Source organism: Pseudomonas sp. NPDC012596 (assembly GCF_042902325.1).
Lineage (GTDB): Bacteria > Pseudomonadota > Gammaproteobacteria > Pseudomonadales > Pseudomonadaceae > Aquipseudomonas.
In genome coordinates, this window is record NZ_JBIBEB010000008.1 from 65,214 (window position 1) to 86,179 (window position 20,966).

The following is a 20,966-nucleotide window of genomic DNA, read 5'->3' on the forward strand; positions in this document are numbered from 1 at the left end:
GTGGCGTCCCCTAGGGGACTCGAACCCCTGTTACCGCCGTGAAAGGGCGGTGTCCTAGGCCACTAGACGAAGGGGACGTAACCTTCGCGAAGATTCACTGATGTGAACCCTGGCTAAATTGGTGGAGCTAAGCGGGATCGAACCGCTGACCTCCTGCATGCCATGCAGGCGCTCTCCCAGCTGAGCTATAGCCCCGAAAACAAAAGGCTCATCCAATATGCGAATGAGCCTCTTTAAGTCCCGCAAAGCGCGGGTAAAAGTGGCGTCCCCTAGGGGACTCGAACCCCTGTTACCGCCGTGAAAGGGCGGTGTCCTAGGCCACTAGACGAAGGGGACGTAACCTTCGCGAAGATTCGCTGATGCGAACCCTGGCTAAATTGGTGGAGCTAAGCGGGATCGAACCGCTGACCTCCTGCATGCCATGCAGGCGCTCTCCCAGCTGAGCTATAGCCCCGGATTTCTAGCCTCTCGGCCCAGCGACATAGTGAAACATCGCTTGTGCAAAACTGGCGTCCCCTAGGGGACTCGAACCCCTGTTACCGCCGTGAAAGGGCGGTGTCCTAGGCCACTAGACGAAGGGGACGAACCTTCTTACCTTCAAGACCCGGTTGCTGGACCCGGTCTTGCTCGACAGCCTTGGCTGCCAAGCGGAATTTGGTGGAGCTAAGCGGGATCGAACCGCTGACCTCCTGCATGCCATGCAGGCGCTCTCCCAGCTGAGCTATAGCCCCACTATGTCGCTTTGAACCGAATCACCGGCTGGGTGCCTGGCGTTTCGTTTTCGTTCATCGCTGTGGACGGGGCGCATATTAAGATCGGATTGCAAGGCTGTCAAACGAAATTTTGAAATTATTCAAAAGTTTTTTCACAGATAACAATCACTTACCGCCCTGCCCCCGGTTCTTCAGGGTTAGCTGTGCCTGTGGGAGCGGGCTAGCCCGCCCCCACAGGTCAGGTGTAAAGCTGAATCAGGCGATGTTCGCCAGCAGCTTTTCCCACTCTTTGTTTTCTTTCTTGGATACGCCGCCCAGCAGGTCCAGTGCCTGGCGCAGGCGGTAGCGGGTCAGGTCCGGGCCAAGGATTTCCATGGCGTCGAGCACCGAGACCGAACTGGCCTGGCCAGTGATGGCGGCGAACATCAGCGGCATGGCATCACGCAGTTTGAGTTCCAGCGCTTCGACAACGGCCTGGATGCAACCGGTGATCCGCTCTTTTTCCCACTGGCGCAGGCTCTCGAGCTTCCACAGGATCAACTGCATCACCTGGCGCACCTGGTCGGCGGACAGCTTCTTGCTTTCGAACAGCTTGGCGTCGAGCTTGAGCGCACCTTCGAAGAAGAAACCACCCAGCGGAGCGACCTGGCTGAAGGTCTCGACCCGGCCCTGCACGTGCGGGGCGATCTTCATCATGTAGTCGCTGTTGAACGCCCACTTCTGCACGCGTGCGGCGAACTCCTCCACCGGCAGTTCGCGCAGCCACTGGCCATTGAGCCACGACAGCTTCTCGATGTCGAAGATCGGGCCGCCCAGGGAGATACGCGACAGGTCGAAATGCTCGACCATTTCGGCCAGGGAGAACTTCTCGCGCTCATCTGGCATCGACCAGCCCATGCGGCCGAGGTAATTGAGCATTGCCTCGGGCATGAAGCCCATGCGCTCGTAGAAGGTCACCGACGTCGGGTTCTTGCGCTTGGACAGCTTGCTCTTGTCGGGGTTGCGCAGCAGCGGCATGTAGCACAGCTTGGGCTGCTCCCAACCGAAGTATTCGTACAGCTTGATCAGTTTCGGTGCCGACGGCAGCCACTCTTCGCCGCGCAGCACGTGGGTGATGCCCATGAGGTGGTCGTCGACCACGTTGGCCAGGAAGTACGTCGGCAGGCCGTCGTTTTTCATCAGCACCTGCATGTCCATGCGGTCCCATGGGATCTCGACGTCGCCACGGAGCATGTCCGGAACCACGCAGATGCCTTCGCTGGGCACCTTCATGCGGATCACGTGGGGCTCACCAGCAGCCAGGCGGCGCTGCACTTCCTCGTCGCTCAGCAGCAGCGCACGGCCGTCGTAGCGCGGGGTTTCGCCACGGGCCATCTGCTCGGCGCGCATCTGCTCCAGCTCTTCGGCGGTGCAGAAGCAGTAGAACGCATGGCCGGCATCGACCAGTTGCTTGGCGTACTCGGCGTAGATCTCGCCGCGCTCACTCTGCCGGTAAGGGCCATGCGGGCCGCCGACATCCGGGCCTTCGTTCCATTCGATGCCAAGCCAGCGCAGGGCGTCGAAGATCTGCTGCTCCGACTCGCGGGTCGAGCGCAACTGGTCGGTGTCTTCGATGCGCAGGATGAACTCACCGCCATGCTGCTTGGCGAAGCAGTAGTTGAACAGGGCGATGTAGGCGGTGCCGACATGGGGGTCGCCGGTAGGCGATGGCGCGATACGCGTGCGTACGGTGGTCATGGAGAGTCTCGAACGAAAGATGAAACAAAGGCGGGATGTTAGCAGGGAGCGGGCATCGGGCTCCAGCAATGGCGCTAACGTCACTTGTGGGCGGGCGGTGTATCGCTGTTAAATTTGCTTACACTTCTGGAACGATAGTCCCCATGCCTGCTCAACTCAAACGCCGCCTGCTGATCTTCTTCACCTTGGTCGCGCTCATCGCCCTCGCCTTCCTGGCCCACTGGTATTTCAAGGGCCGCTTTTACGAGAGCACTGACAATGCCTACGTGCAAGGCGAGATCACGAGGATCTCCAGCCAGCTCGGCGCACGTATCGACGACGTGCGCGTGGAAGACAACCAGCATGTGCGCAAAGGCGAGCTGCTGGTGCGCCTTGAGGTCGCCGACTTTGCACTGGCCGTGGAGCGTGCCCGCGCCGCCCTGGCCACCCGCGAAGCCGAGCACGCGCAAGCTGAAAGCCGCCTGACCCAGCAAGGCAGCCTGATTGCTGCAGGCCAGGCGCAGGTGGCCGCCAACCAGGCAACATTCGACCGCTCACGCCTCGACCTCAACCGGGTAGAAAAGCTGCGCAAGCCAGGCTTCGTCTCTGAACAGCAAGTCACCACGCTGTCGGCTGAGAGCCACGTTGCCGGCTCCCAGGTCGACAAGGCGCGTGCCGACCTGCAAAGCCAGCGCCAGCAGGTCAACGCCCTCAGCGCCGACCTCAAGCGCCTGGATGCACAAATCGCCAACGCCCGTGCCGAGCTTGCCCAGGCCGAGCTGAACCTGACCCGCTGCGAAATCCGCGCCCCCATCAGCGGCATGATCGGCCAACGTAATGCCCGCACTGGCCAAGTGGTGCAGGCTGGCGCCTACTTGCTGTCGATCGTGCCCGACGCGGACATCTGGGTGCAGGCCAACTTCAAAGAGACCCAGATTGGCCACATGCAACCCGGCCAGCGCGCCGAGCTGCTGTTCGACAGCTACCCCGACACCCCGATCGAGGCCCGCGTCGACAGCTTGTTCGCCGCCTCCGGTGCGCAGTTCAGCCTGTTGCCACCGGACAACGCCACCGGCAACTTCACCAAGGTGGTGCAGCGCATCCCCGTGAAACTGACGTTCGCTGCCGACAACCCGCTGCATGGCCGAATCCGCCCGGGCATGTCGGTGACCGCCACTGTCGACCTGCGCACCGAGGATGAAGGCCAGAATGGCCGGTGATCAGCTGCTCCGGCCGACTGCGGAGCCTACCCGGCGCGACTGGATTGCAGTGATGAGCGTCATGCTGGGCGCCTTCATGGCAGTGCTGGACATCCAGATCACCAACTCTTCGCTCAAGGACATCCAGGGAGCGCTGTCGGCGACCCTGGAGGAAGGCTCGTGGATCTCCACGTCTTCCTGGTGGCGGAGATCATCATGATTCCGCTGACCGCCTGGCTGGTGCAGCTGCTGTCCGCCCGGCGCCTGGCGGTGTGGGTATCGGCAGGTTTTCTGGTGTCGTCGCTGCTCTGCTCGATGGCCTGGAACCTGGAGAGCATGATCCTTTTCCGCGCCCTGCAGGGCTTTACCGGCGGCGCGCTGATCCCGCTGGCCTTCACACTGACCCTGATCAAGCTGCCCGAGCATCATCGCGCCAAGGGCATGGCCATGTTCGCCATGACCGCCACGTTCGCCCCTTCCATCGGCCCCACCCTGGGCGGCTGGCTGACTGAAAACTGGGGCTGGGAATATATCTTCTACATCAACATCCCACCTGGCCTGGTGATGATCGCTGGGCTGATGTACGGCCTGGAGAAGAAAGAAGCGCACTGGGAATTGCTGAAAAGCACAGATTACGCGGGCATCGTAACCCTTGGGGTCGGCCTGGGGTGCCTGCAGGTGTTTCTTGAAGAAGGCCACCGCAAGGACTGGCTGGAGTCGAACCTGATCGTCGCCTTGGGCAGCATTGCCCTGGTCAGCCTGATCACCTTTGTCATCCTGCAGTTTTCCAAGGCGCACCCGCTGATAAACCTGCGCATTCTCGGCAACCGCAACTTCGGCCTGTCGAGCATCGCCAGCCTGGGCATGGGCGTCGGGCTATATGGGTCGATCTACTTGCTACCGCTTTACCTTGCGCAAATCCAGGGCTACAACGCGCTGCAGATCGGCGAGGTAATCATGTGGATGGGCGTGCCGCAGCTGTTCCTGATCCCGCTGGTGCCGCAGTTGATGAAGGTGATCCCACCAAAATTACTCTGCGCGCTGGGCTTTTGCCTGTTCGGCGTCGCCAGTTTCGGGTCCGGTGTATTGAACCCCGACTTTGCCGGCGAGCAGTTCAACCACATCCAGATCATCCGCGCCCTTGGCCAACCCATGATCATGGTGACCATTTCACTGATCGCCACGGCCTATATCCAGCAGCAGGATGCCGGCTCGGCGTCGAGCCTGTTCAATATCCTGCGCAACCTGGGGGGCGCCATCGGCATCGCCTTGCTCGCCACCCTGCTGGATGCGCGGACCAAGGTGTATTTCGATTACCTGCGTGAGGCAGTGGTGCCGAGCAACCCACAGGTGGCCGAACGCATGGCGCAACTGGCGGAGCGGCTGGGCAACGACAGTGCGGCGTTGGGCAAGTTGAGCGAGATTACCCACCAGCAGGCCATGATCATGGCGTACAACGACGCGTTCCATTTTGTGGGGATCGGGTTGGCGGTGAGCATGGTGGCGGTGTTGTTGACCCGCAAGCTGCCGGAGGGGCTCAAGGCGGGTGAAGCACATTGAATCAATGCTGCCTGTACAGCCCTATCGCCGGCAAGCCAGCTCCTACAGGGCTGCACATCGCCTGAGAACCGTGGGGTACCTGTAGGAGCCGGCTTGCCGGCGATAGGGCCGCAACTGAAGAACACTCAGCTGGTAATCAACCGCTCCCGAAGCTGAGTGATCTCGTCGCGCAGCTGCGCCGCCGCCTCAAACTCCAGGTCGCGGGCAAACTGCATCATCTTCTCTTCCAACTGCTTGATGCGCTTGGTGATCTCGCCCGGCGTACGCAGTTCGGCCTCGTAGCGGGCGCTCTCCTCCGCGGCCTTGGCCATGCCTTTGCGCTTCTTGCTGCGCGACCCCGGCACGTTTGCCCCTTCCATGATATCGGTGATGTCCTTGACCACGCCCTTGGGCACGATGCCGTTGGCCTGGTTGAACGCGACCTGCTTCTCGCGGCGCCGCTCGGTCTCGTCGATGGCACGCTGCATGGAGCCGGTCACCTGGTCGGCGTAAAGGATCGCCCGGCCATTGAGGTTTCGCGCAGCGCGGCCGATGGTCTGGATAAGCGAACGCTCGGAGCGCAGGAAACCTTCCTTGTCGGCATCGAGGATTGCTACCAGCGATACCTCTGGCATGTCCAGGCCCTCGCGCAGCAGGTTGATGCCCACCAGCACGTCAAAGGTACCCAGGCGCAGGTCGCGGATGATTTCGACCCGCTCCACGGTGTCGATGTCCGAGTGCAGGTAACGCACCCGCACGTCATGATCGGCCAGGTAGTCGGAGAGGTCTTCGGCCATGCGCTTGGTCAGCGTGGTGGCCAACACCCGCTCGCCCACCTCCACGCGCTTGCGGATCTCCGACAGCAGGTCGTCGACCTGGGTCAGCGCCGGGCGTACCTCGACCTGCGGGTCGACCAGGCCGGTCGGGCGCACTACCTGCTCGACCACACGGCCAGCATGCTCGGCTTCGTAGGGCCCCGGGGTGGCGGAAACGAAAATGGTCTGCGGGCTCACCGCTTCCCATTCATCGAAACGCATTGGCCGGTTGTCCAAAGCCGACGGCATGCGGAAGCCGTACTCGACCAGGGTTTCCTTGCGCGAGCGGTCGCCCTTGTACATGGCCCCGACCTGCGGAACGCTGACGTGGGATTCGTCGATCACCAGCAGCGCATCGTCCGGCAGGTAATCGTAGAGGGTGGGTGGCGGCGCGCCGGCCGGGCGCCCGGAAAGATAGCGCGAGTAGTTTTCGATGCCGTTGCAATACCCAAGCTCCAGAATCATCTCCAGGTCGAAGCGGGTGCGCTGCTCCAGACGCTGGGCCTCTACCAGCTTGTTGGCCTTGTGCAAGTATTCGAGGCGGTCCTTGAGTTCCTCCTTGATACCCTCCACGGCCTCCATCAGCGTTTCCCGCGGGGTGACGTAGTGGCTCTTGGGATAGAAGGTGAAACGCGGCAACTTGCGGAAGACTTCGCCGGTCAGCGGGTCGAACGCGGCAATGTTCTCTACCTCATCATCGAACAACTCGATGCGGATGGCTTCGAGGTCGGATTCGGCGGGGAACACATCGATCACGTCACCGCGCACTCGGAAGGTGGCGCGGGCGAAGTCCATCTCGTTGCGGGTGTACTGCAAGTCGGCCAGGCGGCGCAGCAGTGCGCGCTGGTCGAGCTTGTCGCCGCGGTCGACGTGCAGGACCATTTTCAGGTAGGTCTCGGGGCTGCCCAGGCCATAGATGCACGACACAGTGGTGACGATGATCGCATCGCGCCGTTCCAGCAGCGCCTTGGTCGCAGACAGGCGCATCTGCTCGATGTGGTCGTTGATCGAGGCGTCCTTCTCGATGAAGGTGTCCGACGATGGCACATAGGCCTCGGGCTGGTAGTAGTCGTAGTAGGAAACGAAATACTCCACCGCGTTGTTCGGGAAAAATGCCTTGAATTCGCCGTAAAGCTGCGCGGCCAGGGTCTTGTTCGGCGCCAGCACCAGCGTCGGGCGTTGCACCTGCTGAATGACGTTGGCGATGCTGAAGGTCTTGCCCGAACCGGTTACCCCCAGCAGGGTCTGGTGCGACAGGCCCGCCTCGATACCCTCGACCATCTGGCGGATGGCCTCGGGCTGATCGCCGGCCGGCTGAAAACGGGTGACGAGCTGGAACTCGGACATGTCGGACCTCGCGGTAACGCAGTAACTGTAAATTTAGCCAGTAGTCTATACCCAAATGCGCCCGCCCGGTGCCGGATTCAAGCCCCAGGTGTGAGCGCTCATTGCGATGGACACGGCAATTCGACCAATGGTTGAAAAAAATTTACGCAAAACACCGGAAAAGCTGCGCCACACTGTCGCAGTGGCCGGTCGGTATCACTATACTGACTCCCCGTTTGTGCACCGCTTCAGTGCATTCGGCTGGAGCGTGTACGCCCTATCACTCTCCATTCAGAGCCAAGGTAACAATGAGCCTGTTTTCCGCTGTCGAGCTGGCACCCCGCGACCCTATCCTGGGCCTCAACGAAGCATTCAACGCCGACCCACGTACCGACAAGGTCAACCTGGGCGTGGGTGTGTATTGCAATGAGGAAGGCCGCATTCCGCTGCTGCGCGCCGTGATCGAAGCCGAAACCCAGCGTGCCGCACAGCACGCCTCGCGCGGCTACCTGCCGATCGACGGCATCGCCACCTACGACCAGGCCGTGCAAAAACTCATTTTCGGCGCCGAGTCGCCACTGCTGGCCGCTGGCCGCGTGGTTACCGTGCAAGCCGTTGGCGGCACCGGCGCTCTGAAGATCGGCGCCGACTTCCTCAAGCGCCTGTCGCCGAACGCCGTCGTTGCCATCAGCGACCCGAGCTGGGAAAACCACCGCGCCCTGTTCGAAACCGCCGGTTTCCCGGTACAGAACTACCGCTACTACGACGCCCCGAGCAACGACGTCAACCGCACCGGCATGCTCGAAGACCTGAACGCCCTGCCGTCCGGCTCGATCGTAGTGCTGCACGCCTGCTGCCACAACCCGACCGGCGTCGACCTGGGCCTGGATGACTGGAAAAACGTCCTGGAAGTGGTCAAGGCCAAAGGCCACGTGCCATTCCTCGACATGGCTTACCAGGGCTTTGGTGACGGTATCGCCGAAGATGCCTTCGCTGTGCGCCTGTTCGCCGAGTCGGGCCTGGACTTCTTTGTTTCCAGCTCGTTCTCCAAGTCGTTCTCGCTGTACGGCGAGCGCGTAGGTGCGCTGTCGATCGTTACCGGCAGCAAGGACGAAAGCACCCGCGTACTGTCGCAGGTCAAGCGCGTCATCCGCACCACTTACTCCAACCCGCCAACCCACGGCGCGACTATCGTCGCCACCGTGCTCAACAGCGCCGAACTGCGCAGCATGTGGGAAGCGGAGCTGGGCGAGATGCGCCAGCGCATCCACGGCATGCGCCAGCAGATGGTCAGCCTGCTGGCCGAATACGGCGCCAAGCGCGACTTCAGCTTCGTCGGCCGCCAGGCGGGCATGTTCTCCTACTCGGGCCTGACCGTCGAGCAAGTGGCGCGCCTGAAGAACGAGTTCGGCATCTACGCGCTGGACACCGGCCGTATCGCTGTCGCTGCGCTGAACCAGAGCAACATCCACGTGGTCACCAAGGCCATCGTCGAAGTGCTGTAACTGCTTGATTTGGCTAGCTGAATTGCCAAGGGCGGGGTTGACTTGCCCTCGGCAATCAGTAAGATATGCGCAGATTCCGCGATAGCTCAGTCGGTAGAGCAAATGACTGTTAATCATTGGGTCCCTGGTTCGAGTCCAGGTCGCGGAGCCAAATTCTGAAAAACCTCCAGATGCGCAAGCACTGGAGGTTTTTTTATTTCCGCACCCGCTATTTCTGCAGCGGCTCGGTCACCGGCTTGCCTTCATCCACAAGGCTCCAGACCAGCAATTTGGCAGGCATGGACTGGCTGGCATTGCGCGACACGCTGTGCACCGTGCCCGGTGCTTCGTACCAGTACTCACCGGCCTTGTAGGTCTTTTCCTGCTCATCATTGAGCTTCGACACCACTGCACCCTCAAGCACATAGGCCATTACCGCGCCTGGATGCTGGTGAGCGGGCGATGCCTGGCCAGGCGCATAGCTGACGGTAAGCATGACGGCGCTCTTGCCGGGCGCGTTGCTGGGTTGCTGCTGCTGCAGGACCTTGACCTGGTCTGCGGCATCGCCATGCGCCCAAGCGCGGGACTGCCCGGCGAGCAGACCGGCACCGACAAGCAAGGCAAGGGAAAGCATCGAGGGTTTCATGGGGCTTCTCCTGATGGGCATCTGCCAGCAGGTTAGGCCCTAGGGCACGGCAGGCAAATGGCCAATTCAGGGAAAAAGCAGGGGGCCGCTTCGCCTCGCCCGGTGATTCAGCTGCTACGGCCGATTGGGTAGAACGCGCCATGGCTCCAGACGCCAAGCCATTCTTCGCCATCGATCTCATGCGGCACCGCCAGTTCGACCAGCTGGTAGAACACATTACGATGGATCAACGCTTCGAGATTGTTGCGCATCAGCACGTAGGGCGATGGCTCCTGGGTCACGGGGTCTGTCTCAACCCGTAACGGATTTTCCGGACCCGCCTCCACCTGATCCTCGACATTGCTGGTGAAGCTCAATACCTGCTGCTCACCACTGCCCTGCACGTCTAGCGTCACGGCAACGAACGGCGCATCATCGACACGGATGCCAACCTTTTCCACCGGCGTGATCAGGAAGTAGTCATCACCATCGCGGCGGATGATCGTTGAGAACAGGCGTACCATGGGCTTGCGCCCGATCGGCGTGCCCAGGTAGTACCAGGTGCCATCGCGCGCGATACGCATGTCGATATCACCGCAAAAATCCGGGTTCCACAGATGCACCGGCGGCAACCCTTTGTGCTTGGGGATCTGCGCCAGAATATCGTTGGCCTTGCCGGAATCGGTCATCACCCTGCCCTCACTGACTCATGCCCAGAAGGCTACGAGCGTACTCGCGCATCGGTGCTGCGAGCAAATCCTGAGGGGTGTTGTCGTGGAACGTCAACAAACCGCCACGGCTTTTGATCCTGGCGGTGTCGATCAAGTAACGGGTACTGGTTTCGATCAGCATCATCTGCACCACACCGGTGTCCCAGCCCAGCCGGTCGACTGCCTGTTCGTCATACCACTCATCGCCATTGCCGATACGGTCGTCGGTGCGGGCGAAACGGGTATACAACACATAGTCGGCGCCGACCGAACGCGCTTGTGCTATCGCTTCCTCGAGCCCCAACGGGCCTTGGGCGCGGCGCACCAGCGGGAAATACTCGACGAAACTCTTGAATGCCTCCTCGGCCACCACGTTCTGTTTCGGCACAGGGCCTTTGCCCGGCGGCGTGAATGCGCCTTGGCCAATGAAGATGAACGAATCGGGCTGCAGGCGGATCGACAGCGTGCGGCGGGTGTCGCTGTGGTCCAGCAGGCCAGCATCGCTCATGTGGTAACGGACGCCTTCGCCCATATCGCTGACATTCATGCAGCCGCCCAGCGCCAACAGCGCCAGGGGCAAGACCAGGCTACGCATCTTTCCTCCAGTGGCCGGTGACGAAAAACCGGCGAATAGCCGGCGGATGCAGCTTTTGCGCCAGATCAGCCGCCAATCACCTTCATCACCATCACATCCCCGGAAAACGCCACCTCCTGCTTGTCTGCCAAGGCGCTGACCAGTAGCCGCTGCAAGGCAGGCAACGCCTGGTGACGCGGCTGTTCCAGCAGGTCGCCGACAAAGTGACGATTGCTCGACGACAGGCAGCCATGCAGCCAACCGGTGGAGGACAACCTAAGCCGCGAGCACGTCCGGCAGAACGGCACAGTCTCGTTGGCGATCACTCCGAAATGGCCTTTCCCTGGAACCTGGTAGCGCAGTGCGGTGGCGTCCAGCGGCGCATCGACCTGTTGATAGCCGTGCTCGCGGCCGATGAGGGCCAGCAGCTGATCGAGCCCGACGAACTGCTGCAGGAAAGCATTAGGGTCACGGGCGAGATGCCCCATACGCATCAGCTCGATGAAACGCAACTCGAAACCACGGGCCAGGCAGTAGTCCAGCAATGGCAGCACCTGATCCAGGTTCTGCCCGCGCATAGGCACCATGTTCACCTTGATCTGCATGCCCATGGCACTGGCCTGTTGCATGCCGGCCAGGACGCTGGCCAGGTCACCTCCGCGGGCGATGCGCCGGAAGGCCTCGGGGTCGAGGGTATCGAGGGATACATTCAAACGGCGAATGCCTGCCGCCTGCAGCAGCGCCAACTTGCGTGAGAGCAGCTGGCCATTGGTGGTGAGGGTGATGTCTTGCAGGCCGAGCCTGGCCACTGCGGCCAGAAACGCGTCCAGCCGGGGGCTGATCAGTGGCTCGCCACCGGTGATGCGCAGGCGCTCGATGCCGGCGGCCTCGATGAGGTATGCCACGCCACGCGCCAACGCCTCACCCGACAGCTCATCCTGCGCCGCAACCAGCCGTTTGCCATTGGGCACGCAGTAGCTGCAGGCATAGTTACAGGCAGCCGTCAGGCTGACGCGCAGGTTGCGAAAACGCCTGCCTTGACGATCGACAATCATGAATGACTCCGGCATGGGTGAATCGGGGCTGGCAAAACCTGACTCAAAATTCAGGTTTTTGCAAGCCCCGCCACCACACCGGTTTCAGTCAAGCGATACGAGACGCTTAGGTCGCGGGTTCCGGGTCGCGCTTGCGCTTGTTGCCCATGCGCACGCCGATGTCCATGAGGAACTGGAAGAAGCCTTCCTGATCCTCCAGCACATTGCTCCAGAACGGCGAGTGGTACAGCGCCACGGCACCGTGCACCAGCGCCCAGGCGGCGCAGTAATGGAAGTACGGCGGCACGTCTTCGAGCTTGCCTTCGCTGATGCGGCCCTTGATCAGCTGAGTCAGCCGATCGAAGTTGGAGGCACGAATGCTGTGCAGCTCCTCGACCATCTCCGGCACCTGGTTGCCCTTGACCACCTTTTCTTCCAGGCGATCGAACAAGCGGTAACGCTGCGGATCGCGCATGCGGAACTCGAAATAGGCGCGCGAGAGCGCCTCCTTGTCGCGGTCGACATCGGCCGAGTGCAACAGCGCGTTCAAGTCACGCTCGTAGTCGAGCATCAGGCGCAGGTAAATCTCCGCCTTGGACTTGAAGTGCTTGTAGATCGTCCCTTTGCCGATACCTACGGCGTCAGCGATCATCTCGACGGTGACGCTATCTTCACCCTGTTCGAGAAACAGCTTGAGCGCAGTATCGAGGATTTCCTGTTCGCGACGGCGAAACTCACGGACCTTACGAGGTTCTTTCTGCATGGGAAGGACTGGATGACATTGAAGCGGTTTATTATGCCTAACTTGCAGCAAATTGCACGGATCATCCAACCATGTCTATGTTTCATGATGAGTTCGACCAGGCGCCGGGGCTGCGTTACCTGAACCATGCGGCCATCGCCCCCTGGCCACGGCGGGCCAGCGACGCGGTGGCGCGCTTTGCGCGGGACAACATGAAACTGGGCGCCAGCGACTATCCGGCATGGCTGGCCACCGAGCGGCGCCTGCGCGATCGCCTGGCGCGGCTGATCAATGCACCTTCACGCGGCGATATCGCGCTGGTCAAGAACACATCAGAAGCGCTCTCCCTTGTCGCATTCGGCCTCGACTGGCAAGCCGGCGACCAGGTGGTGATCAGTGACGAGGAATTCCCTTCCAACCGGATCGTGTGGGAGGCCTTGGCCGATCGTGGTGTCGAAGTGGTTCAGGCGAGCCTGGCCGGCGCCGACCCGGAGGCTTCGCTGCTGGCGGCCTGCGGCCAGCGCACGCGCCTGCTGGCAGTCAGCGCCGTACAGTTCGGTAGCGGCCTGCGCCTGGACCTTGCGCGCCTCGGCGAGGGCTGCAGGGCGCGCAACGTATTGTTCTGCGTCGATGCCATCCAGCAGATCGGCGCCCTGCCCTTCGACGTGCAGCACTACCAGTGCGATTTCGCCATGGCCGACGGCCACAAGTGGATGCTTGGCCCTGAAGGCCTCGGCCTTTTCTACTGCCGCGCTGCAGTGCGCCCGCAACTGAGGCTCAATGCCTATGGCTGGCACATGCTGGAGCATTTGGGCGACTTCGAGCGCCGCCAGTGGCGACCGGCGCGCAGCGCACGGCGCTTCGAGTGCGGCAGCCCGAACATGCTCGGCGCTTGTGCGCTGGAGGCAAGCCTGTCATTGCTGGAGGAAATCGGCATGGATGAGGTTGCCCGGCTTTTGCAACAGCGGGTCGAGCAGTTGCACCAAGGCTTGGCGAGTATTCCTGGCGTGCAACTGCATAGCCCAGGCACCGCGCAACGGCGGGCGGGCATTGTCACCTTCAGTATTACAGGGCAAGACAGCGCCGCTATTTATCGCAGCTTGACCGCTGAAAGCACGATTTGCGCACTGAGGGGCCCCGGTGTGCGTTTTTCGCCACATTTCTATACCAATGAGCGGCTTATCGATGAAGCTGTACAGCAAGTGAGGCGGCTTGCCATGCATTGAGGAAGGAAGGAACACCGGGCGTATTCCAAATCTGTTTAAAAAACGACCAGCACGCACTGGCACTGTGCCAAACCTGACCAATACTTGAAGTGTTGGCGCGGCGCATCCCCCCCAAGTGGCGCGCCGATAAAGGTGCTCAGGGACCGCGTACCTTTGTTTTACTCCTAATGGTCTTAACCCGGATTCCTCCCCCAGAACCCGGGTTTTTTTTGCCTGATCGAATGCCCCGACGGGTGCTCAGGCAACCCGGGCCAGGGGGAACAGGCGCTTGAAGTTGGCGGTAGTCTGCTCGGCCAGCTGCGCGTAACTTACCCCACGCAACGACGCCACATACTCTGCCACCTCCCGCACATACTGCGGCAGGTTCGGCTTGCCACGGTAGGGAATGGGCGCCAGGTAGGGCGAGTCGGTTTCAACCAGCAGGCGGTCTGCCGGCACCTGCCGCGCCACCTCGCGCAACGCGTCGGCATTGCGGAAGGTGACGATGCCGGACAGCGAGATGTAGTAGCCCAGGTCCAGCGCCGCCTTGGCCATCTCCCAGTCTTCTGTGAAGCAGTGCAGCACGCCGGCCTGGGGCAGGCTGGCTTCGCGCAGCAGCGCCAGGGTGTCCGCCCGGGCCGCGCGGGTATGCACGATCACCGGCTTGCCGGTCTGCCGCGACGCTTCCAGGTGCAAGCGGAACGACGCCTGTTGCAGCTCGGCAGCCTCTGGCTCGTAGTGATAGTCCAGCCCGGTTTCACCAATCGCCACCACATGCGGGTGCGCCAGTTCGCGCAGCAACCACTCCAGCGCCGGGGTTTCGCCCGGCGCCAGGTCGAGCGGGTGTATACCCACCGAACAATCGACATCGGTGTACTGCTCGCTCAGCGCCTTCACCGCACCGGCATTTTCGGCGCTCACGCCAATACACAGAAAATGCCCCACCCCTCGCTCGCGCGCCGCCTGCAGGGCGGCATCGAGGGAGCCCTGGTGGGCACTGAGGTCAAGACGGTCGAGGTGGCAATGGGAATCTACGAGCATGGGAGACGGCACACGTGAATAAATGGAAAAATCAGCGGGAACCCGGCAGCTGCACCCAATGGGCGAGCAAGGCTTCCAGCAGCAGGACGCGGTTGAGGTTGGCCTTGCCCAGCACCTTCTGGCGCTGCTCGAGGATCCACGCCTGAACTTCGAGCACCTTGGCTTGCCGGCTCTTCTGTGCAAGGTATTGCACCACCTTGCGCATATCGGCCAAGCCTAGCCCCTCCTCGTCCTGGGTCAATTGATAACGCAGGATCAGGTGCGACCAATCGCAGAACCAGTCGAACAGCAACAACAACGGCACGCTGTTCCAGGCTTCTGCCAGTTGCGTGGGCGATTGCTGCTGCTTGAGCAGCTTCTTTACCCCATCGCTGACGAGCGCACGCTGCTCGCGCACGCCCTGAGCCTGTAGCTTCACTGCCATCAACGGTGAGCCGGCGGCAAGCGTCAGCAGCTCTTCGCGTTCGGCATCGTCGCTATCGGCAAGCGCCGTCGCCAGCCAGGCCTGGCTCTGGGCCAGGCTGGGCTGCGGGCACACGACCTGCTGGCATCGGCTCTTGATGGTCGGCAGCAACCGGCTGGGCTGGTGGCTCACCAGCAGCAGCACCGTATTGCCGGAGGGCTCTTCCAGGCTTTTGAGCAAGGCGTTGGAGGCGTTGACGTTCATCGCCTCCACCGGTTCGATGAGGATCACTTTGCGCCCGCCAAGCTGCGCGGTCTGCACCACGAAGGACACCAGTTCACGCACCTGGTCGACCTTGATCGGCTTGTCTGCCTCTTCAGGCTCGAGCACGAAGTTATCCGGGTGGCTGCCTGCCTTGAGCAGCAAACACGACTTGCACTGCCCGCAGGCATCCCGCCCTTGCGGCTGCTGGCACAGCAGGCTTGCCATCAGGCGCTCGGCCAAGGCGCGCTTGCCGATACCCTGCGGCCCGTGCAGCAAATAGGCGTGGGCATGCTGGGCACGCCCCGCCAATTGCTGCCACAGCGCCTGCTGCCAGGGGTAGGCCTCAGCCACGGCAACGCTCCAGGATGCCAGGCAGCAGTGCATCAATGGCGCGCTGCACGGCTTCCAGCGATTGCGCGGCATCCAGCAGTTGGTAGCGCTGCGGCTCGCGCTGGGCGCGCTGCAGGTAGGCCTGGCGCACGGCCTCGAAGAAGGCCTGGCCTTCCTGCTCGAAACGGTCCAGGCGGCCACGTGCGGCGGCACGGGCCAACCCGATCTCCACCGGCAGATCAAACACCAGGGTCAGGTCTGGGCGCAGGTCGCCCTGAACGAATTGCTCGAGGGTGGCGATACGCTCGACCGACAAGCCACGGCCACCGCCCTGATAAGCGTAGGTGGCATCGGTAAAGCGATCACACAGCACCACGGCACCCCGGGCCAGCGCCGGGCGAATCACCTGCGCCAAGTGCTGTGAACGGGCGGCGAACACCAACAGCAGCTCGGTGTCGGCGGCCATCACTTCATCGCTCGGTGCCAACAGCAGTTCACGGACGTTCTCGGCCAGCGGCGTGCCGCCGGGCTCGCGGGTCAACACCACGTCCAGCCCTTGCTCACGCAAGCGGGCGGCCAGGTAGTCGCGGTTGGTGCTCTTGCCCGCGCCTTCGGGGCCTTCAAGGGTAATAAACAAGCCGCTCACAGGCAGTCCTTAATGTTGTTCGTCAGGCGCCGGCGTTTCGGCCGGGGCGGGTTCGCTGGCCGGTGCCGGGTCGTCTGTAGAAGGTTCGCTCGGCGCGGGGGGCGCTTCAGCCGGCGCCTCCTCGGCACCCTCTTGCACCTGGGGTGCCGGGCTGGAGCGGTAGTCGGCCCGCCGCTTGAGCTGAAACTCGCGCACCGCCGAGTTGTGATCATCAAGGTCGTCGGAGAACACATGGCTGCCATCGCCACGGGCGACGAAATACAGGCTGGTGCCATCGGACGGGTTGAGCGCAGCGTGGATCGCCTCGCGCCCGACCATGGCGATCGGCGTAGGCGGAAGACCACTGATGGTGTAGGTGTTGTACGGGGTTGGCTCACGCAGGTCGGCGCGGGTAATCCTGCCGTTGTAGCGTTCACCCATGCCGTAGATCACGGTAGGGTCAGTCTGCAGCATCATGCCCAGCCGCAGGCGACGAACGAATACGCCGGCAATCTGGCCGCGCTCCTGGGGGATGCCGGTCTCTTTCTCTACCAACGACGCCATGATCAGCGCCTGGTAAGGGTCACGGTAAGGCAGGTCGGTGGTGCGCTCGGCCCATTCCTTGGCCAGCACTTCATCCAGGCGCATGTAGGCCTGCTGCAGCAGCTCGGCATCCGTCATGCCCCGCACGAAGCGGTAGGTATCAGGGAAGAAGCGCCCCTCGGGGAACACCCCGGTATGGCCGAGCTTGTCCATGACTTCCGAATCGGAAAGGCCGTCGAGGGTATGCTTGATCTTTTCGTGCTTGGCGATCGCCGAACGGACCTGACGGAAAGTCCAGCCCTCGACCAGGGTCAAGTTGTACTGCACCACGTCAGCGCGGCGCCAGGCATCGAACAGGTCTTCCACGGTCATGCCAGGCGTGATGCGGTATTCGCCGGTTTTCAGCGGCGTGCCAGCCATGTTGAAGCGCCAGTACAAACGCAGCCAGAAGGCGTCATCGAGCAACCCCTCGCTCTGCATGCGGTAGAACATGCGGTTGGGGTTGGTGCCGTTGGGCACGTCGAGCAGGCGCTCCTGCGTCACGTGCAGCGGCTGCTCCAGCACCGAGTTGACCTTCCAGGCCGACCAGCCCAAAGCCAGGCCGGCCAGGATCAACCCCATTTCCAGCAGCAGCAGGAATTTGCGTCTCACGAATTCAGGTATCCAGTAACGTACGGGCAACGGCCTGCAGTTTACGGGTGAGCGGGCCCGGCGACCAGTTCAGCGCAGCAAATGCCCGCACAGGCCAAACGCCATAAACACTGTTGCAGAGGAACACTTCGTCTGCCTGCTCCAGTGCTGCAAATGGCAAGTCACACACCTGCACCGGGATTTCCAGTGCGTAAGCCTGCTGCAACAAGGCGCCACGCATCACACCCGCAACGCCGCAGCGGCTGAGATCGGCGGTAAGCAGCACGCCGTCGCGTACAAGGAAAAGATTGCTGTACACGCCTTCGACCACCCTGCCCTGCCCGTCACACATCAGGCCCTCGGCATGTTCGCTGTCCTGCCATTCGGCACGGGCCAGCACTTGCTCCAGGCGGTTGAGGTGTTTGAGGCCTGCCAGCAGGGGTTGTTCCCCAAGCCGGGTCTGGCAAGGGAACAGGCGCACGCCGTGTTCTGCGTGTTCGGCAGGATAGCTGGGCAGTGGGCTGCCCTGAAGGATACGGCGCGGCGCGGCACCGGCAACCGGGGCGTAGCCACGCTGGCTGTCGCCGCGGGTGAGGATCAGTTTGGCGACACCGTCGCCGAGCTGGCTGGCATAGCGCAGAATTTCGTCACGCACCAATGCCAGGTCGGCGTCGATTGCCAGGCGCTGACAACCCAGCGCCAGGCGCGCCAAGTGGCCATCCAGCAAGCTGGGCTGGCCATTGCGCACAGCGATGGTCTCGAACAGGCCATCGCCATAGGCCAGGCCGCGGTTCTGCAGGTTGACTGCAGTCGCAGGCTGGCCGTCGATCCAGCTGTGCATCAACCGGCGAACCGGCGGAACACCAGCGAGCCGTTGGTGCCACCAAAGCCGAACGAGTTGGACAGCACCACGTCGATCGGCATGCTGCGCGCCTGATGCGGCACGAAGTCGAGGTCGCACCCTTCATCCGGCTCATCCAGGTTGATGGTCGGCGGCGCCATCTGGCTGTTGATTGCCAGCACGCTGAAGATCGCCTCTACCGCGCCAGCGGCGCCCAGCAGGTGGCCGGTCATGGACTTGGTCGAGCTGACTGCCAGCTTGTAGGCGTGGTCACCGAACACACGCTTGATCGCCGCGACTTCGGCGACATCACCAGCCGGGGTCGAGGTACCGTGGGCATTGATGTAACTGACTTCATTTGGCTGAACGCCGGCGTCACGCAGGGCGTTGGCCATGCAGCGGGCAGCGCCTTCACCGCTGTCGGGCGGCGAAGTCATGTGATAGGCGTCACCGCTCATGCCGAAGCCGACCAGCTCGGCGTAGATGGTCGCACCGCGAGCCTGGGCGTGCTCCAGCTCTTCGAGCACCAGGGCACCGGCGCCGTCAGACAGCACGAAGCCATCACGGCCCTTGTCCCACGGACGGCTGGCACGCATTGGCTCATCGTTGCGGGTCGACAACGCGCGCGAAGCTCCGAAGCCGCCCATGCCGAGACCGCAGGCCGCCATTTCGGCGCCACCGGCGATCATCACGTCGGCTTCACCGTAGGCGATGTTGCGCGCGGCCATGCCGATGCAGTGCGTACCGGTGGTGCAGGCCGTGGCAATGGCGTAATTCGGCCCCTGCAGCCCCAGGTGGATCGACAGGAAACCGGAAATCATATTGATGATCGAACCCGGCACGAAGAACGGCGAAATACGCCGCGGGCCCTGCTCGTGCAAGGTACGGCTGGTTTCTTCGATGTTGGTCAGGCCACCAATGCCCGACCCCATGGCCACGCCGATGCGCTCACGGTTGGCGTCAGTGACTTCCAGGCCGGCATTGCGCACTGCCTGGAAGCCGGCCGCCAAGCCGTACTGTATGAACAGGTCGAGCTTGCGAGCTTCCTTGGCCGACAGGTACTGCTCAACCTCGAAGCCCTTCACCGAGCCGCCAAAACGGGTGGAGTAGGCAGACAGATCCGTGTGCTCGATCGGACCAATGCCACTGCGGCCAGCCAGAATGCCCTGCCAGGTGCTCGGTACATCGGTACCCAGTGGCGACAGCATACCCATACCGGTGACCACGACGCGTCTACGCGACACAGTACTCTCCTTTTCTAATAACAGAGTCTCTTGCCATTGCATTCAGGCAATGGAATGAAATGGCAACAGGCTCTCGAAGCCCGCAGATCGACGCAGGGCCTTCGCAAAGAAAAAACCGCACGCCGGTAAAGGCAGTGCGGTTTTTCTCGTCAAGAAGCGACGACTACAGCGTCTTAGGCCTTGTGGCTGTTGACGTAGTCGATTGCAGCTTGAACGGTAGTGATCTTCTCGGCTTCTTCGTCAGGGATTTCGGTCTCGAATTCCTCTTCCAGAGCCATCACCAGCTCAACGGTGTCAAGCGAATCGGCACCCAGGTCATCGACGAAGGACTTCTCGTTGGTCACTTCCTCTTCCTTGACGCCCAGTTGCTCGGCGACGATTTTCTTGACGCGTTCTTCGATGGTGCTCATACCTAGTTTTCACTCCTAATGGACATATGTCAGGCAGCTGGCCGGTGACCAAGTTTATAGAAAGACGTTCGCTTTTCAAGCGGAACACACCTTCAGTTCAGTCACCCGACCCTCTGTCCGGAATCTGGTTGCAGCTTTATAACGGATTTTAGGCTCGGAGTATGACTCTTTTTTTAAGCAATCCGTCACATTGAGTTGCAGTATTACATGTACATCCCGCCGTTCACCGGCACGGTAGCGCCGGTGACATAGGCTGCGCCGTCGGACGCCAGGAAGGAAACCACCTTGGCGATTTCGTCAGCCTGGCCCAGGCGGCCCAGCGGAATCTGGGTCTGCAGCGCTTCGCGCTGAGCTTCTGGCAGTTCGCGGGTCATGTCGGTGTCGATGAAGCCCGGGGTTACCGAGTTGACGGTGATACCGCGCGAGCCCACTTCACGCGCCAGCGCGCGGCTGAAGCCTTCGAGGCCTGCCTTGGCGGCCGCGTAGTTGGCCTGGCCGGCGTTACCCATTGCACCAACGACCGAGCCGATGCTGATGATACGACCCCAACGCGCCTTGGTCATGCCACGCAGCACGCCCTTGGACAAACGGTAGAGGCTGTTCAGGTTGGTGTCGATCACGTCGAACCACTCGTCGTCCTTCATGCGCAGCATCAGGTTGTCGCGGGTGATGCCGGCGTTGTTGACCAGAATGGTCGGCGCACCGAACTGTTCGCCAATGGCGCCCAGCACCGCTTCGACGGACTCGGCGCTGGTCACGTTCAGCTCCATGCCGGTACCGGTGATGCCGTGCTCTTTGAGGGTGGCGGCGATACGCTCGGCACCGGAGGCCGAGGTGGCGGTGCCGATCACGGTCGCGCCCTGGCGGCCCAGCTCGAGGGCGATGGCCTGGCCGATACCACGGCTGGCGCCGGTAACCAGTGCAACTTTACCTTGCAGGCTCATGCAAGCTTC

General features: G+C 62.1%; 18 protein-coding genes, 7 tRNA genes and 1 pseudogene. 5 read left to right on the top strand and 21 right to left on the bottom strand.

Going from position 1 to position 20,966, the window contains the following annotated elements; all coding sequences use genetic code 11:
* Position 1 precedes the first annotated feature (1 nt).
* From ACFY68_RS12090 to gltX, 7 genes are all read right to left on the bottom strand, one after another.
* Positions 2 to 77: transfer RNA gene (locus ACFY68_RS12090), tRNA-Glu, on the bottom strand.
* A 42-nt stretch (positions 78 to 119) separates the two neighbouring features.
* Positions 120 to 195 (bottom strand) — tRNA-Ala (locus ACFY68_RS12095).
* Positions 196 to 260: 65 nt separating this feature from the next.
* Positions 261 to 336, bottom strand: a tRNA-Glu gene (locus ACFY68_RS12100).
* A gap of 42 nt (positions 337 to 378) precedes the next feature.
* Positions 379 to 454 (bottom strand) — tRNA-Ala (locus ACFY68_RS12105).
* A 53-nt stretch (positions 455 to 507) separates the two neighbouring features.
* Positions 508 to 583, bottom strand: a tRNA-Glu gene (locus tag ACFY68_RS12110).
* 72 nt (positions 584 to 655) lie between these two features.
* A tRNA-Ala gene (locus ACFY68_RS12115) sits at positions 656 to 731 on the bottom strand.
* Between the two features lie 237 nt (positions 732 to 968).
* Positions 969 to 2,450 (bottom strand): glutamate--tRNA ligase, encoded by a 1,482-nt coding sequence (gltX, locus tag ACFY68_RS12120; RefSeq protein ID WP_346613740.1) that lies wholly within the window; start codon positions 2,448 to 2,450, stop codon positions 969 to 971.
* Between the two features lie 143 nt (positions 2,451 to 2,593).
* Between gltX and ACFY68_RS12125 the strand changes: the two genes are divergently transcribed.
* Positions 2,594 to 3,649: an HlyD family secretion protein gene (locus ACFY68_RS12125; protein ID WP_387527283.1), complete on the top strand. Its 1,056-nt coding sequence runs from the start codon at positions 2,594 to 2,596 to the stop codon at positions 3,647 to 3,649.
* Between the two features lie 49 nt (positions 3,650 to 3,698).
* Positions 3,699 to 5,188: pseudogene (locus ACFY68_RS12130) on the top strand (MDR family MFS transporter).
* A gap of 125 nt (positions 5,189 to 5,313) precedes the next feature.
* Here ACFY68_RS12130 and uvrB read toward each other — a convergent pair.
* Complete coding sequence (gene uvrB / locus ACFY68_RS12135) at positions 5,314 to 7,329, bottom strand: excinuclease ABC subunit UvrB (RefSeq protein WP_346613738.1); 2,016 nt, start codon at positions 7,327 to 7,329, stop codon at positions 5,314 to 5,316.
* Between the two features lie 287 nt (positions 7,330 to 7,616).
* Here uvrB and ACFY68_RS12140 point away from each other — a divergent pair, with 287 nt between their 5' ends.
* On the top strand, positions 7,617 to 8,813 hold the full coding sequence (locus ACFY68_RS12140; protein WP_346613737.1) for an amino acid aminotransferase: 1,197 nt from the start codon (positions 7,617 to 7,619) through the stop codon (positions 8,811 to 8,813).
* A 75-nt stretch (positions 8,814 to 8,888) separates the two neighbouring features.
* A tRNA-Asn gene (locus tag ACFY68_RS12145) sits at positions 8,889 to 8,964 on the top strand.
* A gap of 57 nt (positions 8,965 to 9,021) precedes the next feature.
* On the opposite strand, the gene ACFY68_RS12150 is transcribed toward ACFY68_RS12145, so the two are convergent.
* From ACFY68_RS12150 to ACFY68_RS12170, 5 genes are all read right to left on the bottom strand, one after another.
* A complete protein-coding gene (locus ACFY68_RS12150) occupies positions 9,022 to 9,438 on the bottom strand; it encodes a cupin domain-containing protein (RefSeq protein WP_387527288.1) in 417 nt (138 codons plus the stop codon).
* A gap of 107 nt (positions 9,439 to 9,545) precedes the next feature.
* Entirely contained in the window at positions 9,546 to 10,106 is a 561-nt protein-coding gene (locus ACFY68_RS12155; RefSeq protein ID WP_387527291.1) for a DUF1285 domain-containing protein, read from the bottom strand.
* Between the two features lie 10 nt (positions 10,107 to 10,116).
* The gene (locus ACFY68_RS12160) at positions 10,117 to 10,722 is read right to left on the bottom strand and encodes a DUF4823 domain-containing protein (RefSeq protein WP_387527294.1); all 606 of its coding nucleotides are present in this window, start codon (positions 10,720 to 10,722) and stop codon (positions 10,117 to 10,119) included.
* Between the two features lie 65 nt (positions 10,723 to 10,787).
* Positions 10,788 to 11,756, bottom strand: a complete 969-nt coding sequence (locus tag ACFY68_RS12165; RefSeq protein ID WP_387527297.1) for a GTP 3',8-cyclase MoaA — start codon at positions 11,754 to 11,756, stop codon at positions 10,788 to 10,790.
* A 106-nt stretch (positions 11,757 to 11,862) separates the two neighbouring features.
* Entirely contained in the window at positions 11,863 to 12,498 is a 636-nt protein-coding gene (locus ACFY68_RS12170; RefSeq protein WP_387527300.1) for a TetR/AcrR family transcriptional regulator, read from the bottom strand.
* 71 nt (positions 12,499 to 12,569) lie between these two features.
* On the opposite strand from ACFY68_RS12170, the gene ACFY68_RS12175 reads away from it, so the two are divergent.
* Complete coding sequence (locus tag ACFY68_RS12175; protein ID WP_387527302.1) at positions 12,570 to 13,703, top strand: aminotransferase class V-fold PLP-dependent enzyme; 1,134 nt, start codon at positions 12,570 to 12,572, stop codon at positions 13,701 to 13,703.
* Positions 13,704 to 13,940: 237 nt separating this feature from the next.
* Here ACFY68_RS12175 and ACFY68_RS12180 read toward each other — a convergent pair whose 3' ends face one another.
* From ACFY68_RS12180 to fabG, 8 genes are all read right to left on the bottom strand, one after another.
* Positions 13,941 to 14,723 carry a TatD family hydrolase gene (locus tag ACFY68_RS12180; protein WP_387527305.1) on the bottom strand — a complete coding sequence of 261 codons (783 nt, stop codon included), beginning with the start codon at positions 14,721 to 14,723 and terminating at the stop codon, positions 13,941 to 13,943.
* Between the two features lie 31 nt (positions 14,724 to 14,754).
* The gene (locus ACFY68_RS12185) at positions 14,755 to 15,741 is read right to left on the bottom strand and encodes a DNA polymerase III subunit delta' (RefSeq protein ID WP_387527308.1); all 987 of its coding nucleotides are present in this window, start codon (positions 15,739 to 15,741) and stop codon (positions 14,755 to 14,757) included.
* Complete coding sequence (gene tmk / locus ACFY68_RS12190) at positions 15,734 to 16,366, bottom strand: dTMP kinase (RefSeq protein ID WP_387527311.1); 633 nt, start codon at positions 16,364 to 16,366, stop codon at positions 15,734 to 15,736. Before tmk ends, ACFY68_RS12185 begins: the two co-directional genes overlap by 8 nt.
* 9 nt (positions 16,367 to 16,375) lie before the next feature.
* Complete coding sequence (gene mltG, locus ACFY68_RS12195; protein ID WP_387527314.1) at positions 16,376 to 17,539, bottom strand: endolytic transglycosylase MltG; 1,164 nt, start codon at positions 17,537 to 17,539, stop codon at positions 16,376 to 16,378.
* A 4-nt stretch (positions 17,540 to 17,543) separates the two neighbouring features.
* Positions 17,544 to 18,359 (bottom strand): aminodeoxychorismate lyase, encoded by an 816-nt coding sequence (gene pabC / locus ACFY68_RS12200; protein ID WP_387527317.1) that lies wholly within the window; start codon positions 18,357 to 18,359, stop codon positions 17,544 to 17,546.
* Complete coding sequence (fabF, locus tag ACFY68_RS12205) at positions 18,359 to 19,603, bottom strand: beta-ketoacyl-ACP synthase II (RefSeq protein ID WP_387527319.1); 1,245 nt, start codon at positions 19,601 to 19,603, stop codon at positions 18,359 to 18,361. Before fabF ends, pabC begins: the two co-directional genes overlap by 1 nt.
* Positions 19,604 to 19,776: 173 nt before the next feature.
* Complete coding sequence (gene acpP, locus ACFY68_RS12210) at positions 19,777 to 20,013, bottom strand: acyl carrier protein (RefSeq protein ID WP_008096410.1); 237 nt, start codon at positions 20,011 to 20,013, stop codon at positions 19,777 to 19,779.
* Positions 20,014 to 20,216: 203 nt separating this feature from the next.
* The gene (fabG, locus tag ACFY68_RS12215; RefSeq protein WP_387527323.1) at positions 20,217 to 20,957 is read right to left on the bottom strand and encodes a 3-oxoacyl-ACP reductase FabG; all 741 of its coding nucleotides are present in this window, start codon (positions 20,955 to 20,957) and stop codon (positions 20,217 to 20,219) included.
* Between the last annotated feature and the right edge of the window lie 9 nt (positions 20,958 to 20,966).

What these genes read in the sequence shown, in the direction of transcription:
- gltX (WP_346613740.1), bottom strand. Translation starts at nt 2,450, where the DNA reads ATGACCACCGTACGCACGCGTATCGCGCCATCGCCTACCGGCGACCCC.
- ACFY68_RS12125 (WP_387527283.1), top strand. Translation starts at nt 2,594, where the DNA reads ATGCCTGCTCAACTCAAACGCCGCCTGCTGATCTTCTTCACCTTGGTC.
- uvrB (WP_346613738.1), bottom strand. Translation starts at nt 7,329, where the DNA reads ATGTCCGAGTTCCAGCTCGTCACCCGTTTTCAGCCGGCCGGCGATCAG.
- ACFY68_RS12140 (WP_346613737.1), top strand. Translation starts at nt 7,617, where the DNA reads ATGAGCCTGTTTTCCGCTGTCGAGCTGGCACCCCGCGACCCTATCCTG.
- ACFY68_RS12150 (WP_387527288.1), bottom strand. Translation starts at nt 9,438, where the DNA reads ATGAAACCCTCGATGCTTTCCCTTGCCTTGCTTGTCGGTGCCGGTCTG.
- ACFY68_RS12155 (WP_387527291.1), bottom strand. Translation starts at nt 10,106, where the DNA reads ATGACCGATTCCGGCAAGGCCAACGATATTCTGGCGCAGATCCCCAAG.
- ACFY68_RS12160 (WP_387527294.1), bottom strand. Translation starts at nt 10,722, where the DNA reads ATGCGTAGCCTGGTCTTGCCCCTGGCGCTGTTGGCGCTGGGCGGCTGC.
- ACFY68_RS12165 (WP_387527297.1), bottom strand. Translation starts at nt 11,756, where the DNA reads ATGATTGTCGATCGTCAAGGCAGGCGTTTTCGCAACCTGCGCGTCAGC.
- ACFY68_RS12170 (WP_387527300.1), bottom strand. Translation starts at nt 12,498, where the DNA reads ATGCAGAAAGAACCTCGTAAGGTCCGTGAGTTTCGCCGTCGCGAACAG.
- ACFY68_RS12175 (WP_387527302.1), top strand. Translation starts at nt 12,570, where the DNA reads ATGTCTATGTTTCATGATGAGTTCGACCAGGCGCCGGGGCTGCGTTAC.
- ACFY68_RS12180 (WP_387527305.1), bottom strand. Translation starts at nt 14,723, where the DNA reads ATGCTCGTAGATTCCCATTGCCACCTCGACCGTCTTGACCTCAGTGCC.
- pabC (WP_387527317.1), bottom strand. Translation starts at nt 18,359, where the DNA reads ATGCACAGCTGGATCGACGGCCAGCCTGCGACTGCAGTCAACCTGCAG.
- acpP (WP_008096410.1), bottom strand. Translation starts at nt 20,013, where the DNA reads ATGAGCACCATCGAAGAACGCGTCAAGAAAATCGTCGCCGAGCAACTG.
- fabG (WP_387527323.1), bottom strand. Translation starts at nt 20,957, where the DNA reads ATGAGCCTGCAAGGTAAAGTTGCACTGGTTACCGGCGCCAGCCGTGGT.